We start from the raw sequence: 3185 nt of genomic DNA, 5'->3' as shown, positions 1-3185 counted from the left end.
CCCGCGGCTCGACCTGCCGGCCACTCGGCGATCGTCCCCGGTACACCGGTGCTGCCGGCCTGGCTCGCGCCGCGCCCGCTCCCGCAGCAGCCCGACACCGACGAGCGCGACCCCGCGCGCGCGGGGGCCTGAGGTGTCCGGTCTCACCCAGGTAGCACTGCGGAACCTGCTGGCACACAAGGGTCGACTGCTGATGACGGTGGTCTCGGTGGTGCTCGGTACGTCGTTCATCGCCGGCTCGCTGGTGTTCACCGGCACCCTGTCGCGCGCGTTCGACGGGCTGTCGGCCAACACCGCCAAGGGCGTCGACGTGCGCGTGTCGCCGGAGGGGATCGATACCGCCGCGCCCACCGAGTCGTCGCCGGGCGTGCCGCTCGGCCTCGCCGGTACCCTCGCCGCCCGCGGTGACGTCCGCGCCGTGCAGCCCGCGGTCACCGGCACCGTCGCCCTCCGTGACGGCCGCGGCAAGGTCGTGCAGCAGGTGACCTCGCCGGTGACGGGCGGCGAGTATCTGGCCGCAGGGCACAGCCTCGACCCCGCCGGCACCCCGATCGTCACCGGGCACGCGCCGCAGGGCCCGGGCGAGATGGTGATCAACTCGGGGGCCGCCGCCCGCCTCGACCTGCCCACCGGTGCCACCACGCAGGTGGTCACCGGCCGGTCCGCCGGCGTCACGACCATGAAGGTGGTGGGCACCTACAGCACCGCCGCCGACACCGGTGCCTACGTGAACGTGCTGTTCGCGCACGACACCGCGGTGCGTCTGCTCAGCAACGGCACGACGGTGCCGTACATCGACCTCGCCGCGAAGGGGGTGTCGGCGCAGCAGCTGTCCGACGCCCTCGCCAAGCAGTACCCGCAGTACCAGGTGCAGACCGGCGACCAGGTGCGCGCCGCCTACAAGGACCAGGTCGACAAGGGTCTGACCTTCATCAACTACTTCCTGATCATGTTCGGCGTGATCGGCCTGCTGGTCGGCGTGTGCATCATCTACAACACGTTCTCGATGATCGTGGCGCAGCGGCTCAAGGAGCTCGCGCTGCTCCGCGCGATCGGCGCGAGCCGGGGGCAGGTGCGCAACTCCGTGGTGCTCGAGGCCGTCGTCGTCGGCCTGCTCGGCGGCGTCATCGGTCTGGGCGTCGGCATCGGCCTCGCCTACCTGTTGCGCTGGGGCGTGAACAAGTGGGGGAGCGGCTTTCCCGACGCGGGCCTGACGGTGTCGTGGTGGGTCGTCGTCACCGTGATCGTCGTCGGGGCCGTGGTCACCGTCGCCTCCGCGCTGATCCCCGCGATCCGCGCGGCGCGGACGCCGCCGGTCGCCGCCATGCGCGAGCAGGACGGTGCGCGCAGCACCGATCTCACCGCCCGCGGCGCCGTGGGTTTCGGGCTCACGGTCAATGCGGTCGCGCTGCTGTTCGTCGCGAGCACCACGATCGGTACCGGCTCCGCCATCTGCGTCGGGGTCTCCGGGTTCGCGCTGGTCCTTGCCGTCATCGTCGGCGGGCCCGCGATGGTGGAGCCCGTGCTGGGCCGGATCGGCCGATGGCTGACCGCCACGTACGGCGCCGCCGGCAAGCTCGGTGCCACCAACGTCGCGCGCAACCCGCAGCGCACCACCGCGACCGCCTTCGCGCTGGTGATCGGCGTCGGTATGGTGGGCATCATCGGTACCCTCGGGTCGTCGATGCACAAGACCGTCGACCAGCGCGTCGACACCGGTATGCGCTCGACCTTCGTGTTGCAGAGCCCTGTCGGGGTGATGCCGGCCGACACGGTGAGCACCATCAAGAACGTGCAGGGCGTCTCGGGGGAGACGGTGCAGTACGTGCTGCCCGCCAAGGTCGGCGACGACCGCATGACGGGCATCGGCGTGGACGGCACCCTGTCCGACTCGTTCCACCTCGACCGCGTAGCGGGCGACGTCGATCCCGGCCCGGGCGGGATGCTCGTCGACCAGGACACCGCCGCGAAGCACGGGTGGCAGATCGGCAGCAAGGTGACCCTGGTGTCGCTGCTCGACGGCAGCCCGGTCACCGTCGACGTCACCGGGACCTATGTGCCCCAGCCCAACCTGATCACCGGCTGGATAGTCGACTCGTCCGTGATGAATCGGCTGTACCCCTCCGGCAAGGGGGCCACGGCCGGGCTCATCGCGCCGCTCAACATCTGGGTGAACACGACGCCCGGTGCCGACCAGGCGAGCGTCAAGGCGGCGCTGCAGAAGGCACTCGACCCGCTGATGACGGTGCAGGTGTTCGACCAGCAGGGCGTCAAGGACCAGGCCGCCACCATGATCACCTCGCTGCTGGGGGTGCTGTACGCGCTGCTCGCGCTCGCTATCGTGATCGCGGTGCTGGGCATCGTCAACACGCTGGCGCTGTCGGTCGTGGAACGTCGCCGCGAGATCGGCATGCTGCGCGCGACCGGCATGCTGCGCGCCCAGGTGCGCCGGTCGATCTACCTCGAGTCGGCGCTGATCTCGGTGTTCGGCGCTGCGCTCGGGCTGGTGATCGGAGTGGCGATCGGGGCGGCGATGGTGCACGCGCTCCGGAACCAGGGCCTGAGCGCGATCGAGGTGCCGTGGACGACGGTGCTGTACATGCTGGCCGGCTCCGCGGTGGTCGGCGTGATCGCCGCGGTGCTGCCGGCCATCCGGGCGGCCCACACACCGCCGCTTGCAGCGATCGCCGAGGGGTAGCTCTGTCACAACCTGCAGTCGCGTGGTGTCCCATGGAGGACGGATACGCCGACGGCTGCAGGAGGTAGGTATGAGGGTCATCGTGGTGGGAGCCGGGTACGCGGGCGTGATCGCGGCGAACCGGCTGAGGAGGAGGTCCGACGCGCGGGTCACGGTGATCAACCCGCGCCCGGACTTCGTGCAGCGCATTCGGCTGCACCAGCACATCGCGGACACGGGCGCCGCGACCGTCCCGCTTGCGGACATGCTGCGGCCCGGCATCGACGTGCATGTGGGCACCGTCGACAAGATCGGCGACGGCGCGCTGCGCGTCGAGGGAGGCAGCGAGCTGGAGTTCGATCGCCTCGTCTACACGGTCGGCGCGGGTGTCGCCGCTCCGGCCGGGACGTTCGGAGTGGGCACCTGGGAGGCTGCGGTGGCGGCGCGCGAGGCGCTGCGGGCGCTGGCGAGCGGCGGCCGGGTCACCGTGGCCGGTGCGGGCCTGACC

The 3185-nt window shown here is 71.3% G+C and carries 2 protein-coding genes; both read left to right on the top strand.

Going from position 1 to position 3185, the window contains the following annotated elements; genetic code table 11:
• Positions 1–133 precede the first annotated feature (133 nt).
• Positions 134–2698 (top strand): ABC transporter permease, encoded by a 2565-nt coding sequence (locus ABD908_RS26955; RefSeq protein ID WP_345001927.1) that lies wholly within the window; start codon positions 134–136, stop codon positions 2696–2698.
• A gap of 70 nt (positions 2699–2768) precedes the next feature.
• Positions 2769–3185 (top strand): FAD-dependent oxidoreductase (locus tag ABD908_RS26950; RefSeq protein ID WP_345001925.1); only part of this gene is annotated, 417 nt, incomplete at its 3' end.

It is taken from the genome of Tsukamurella soli, assembly GCF_039541155.1.
GTDB classification, from domain to species: Bacteria; Actinomycetota; Actinomycetes; order Mycobacteriales; family Mycobacteriaceae; genus Tsukamurella; species Tsukamurella soli.
This window is presented reverse-complemented; position numbering and strand designations above follow the sequence as displayed.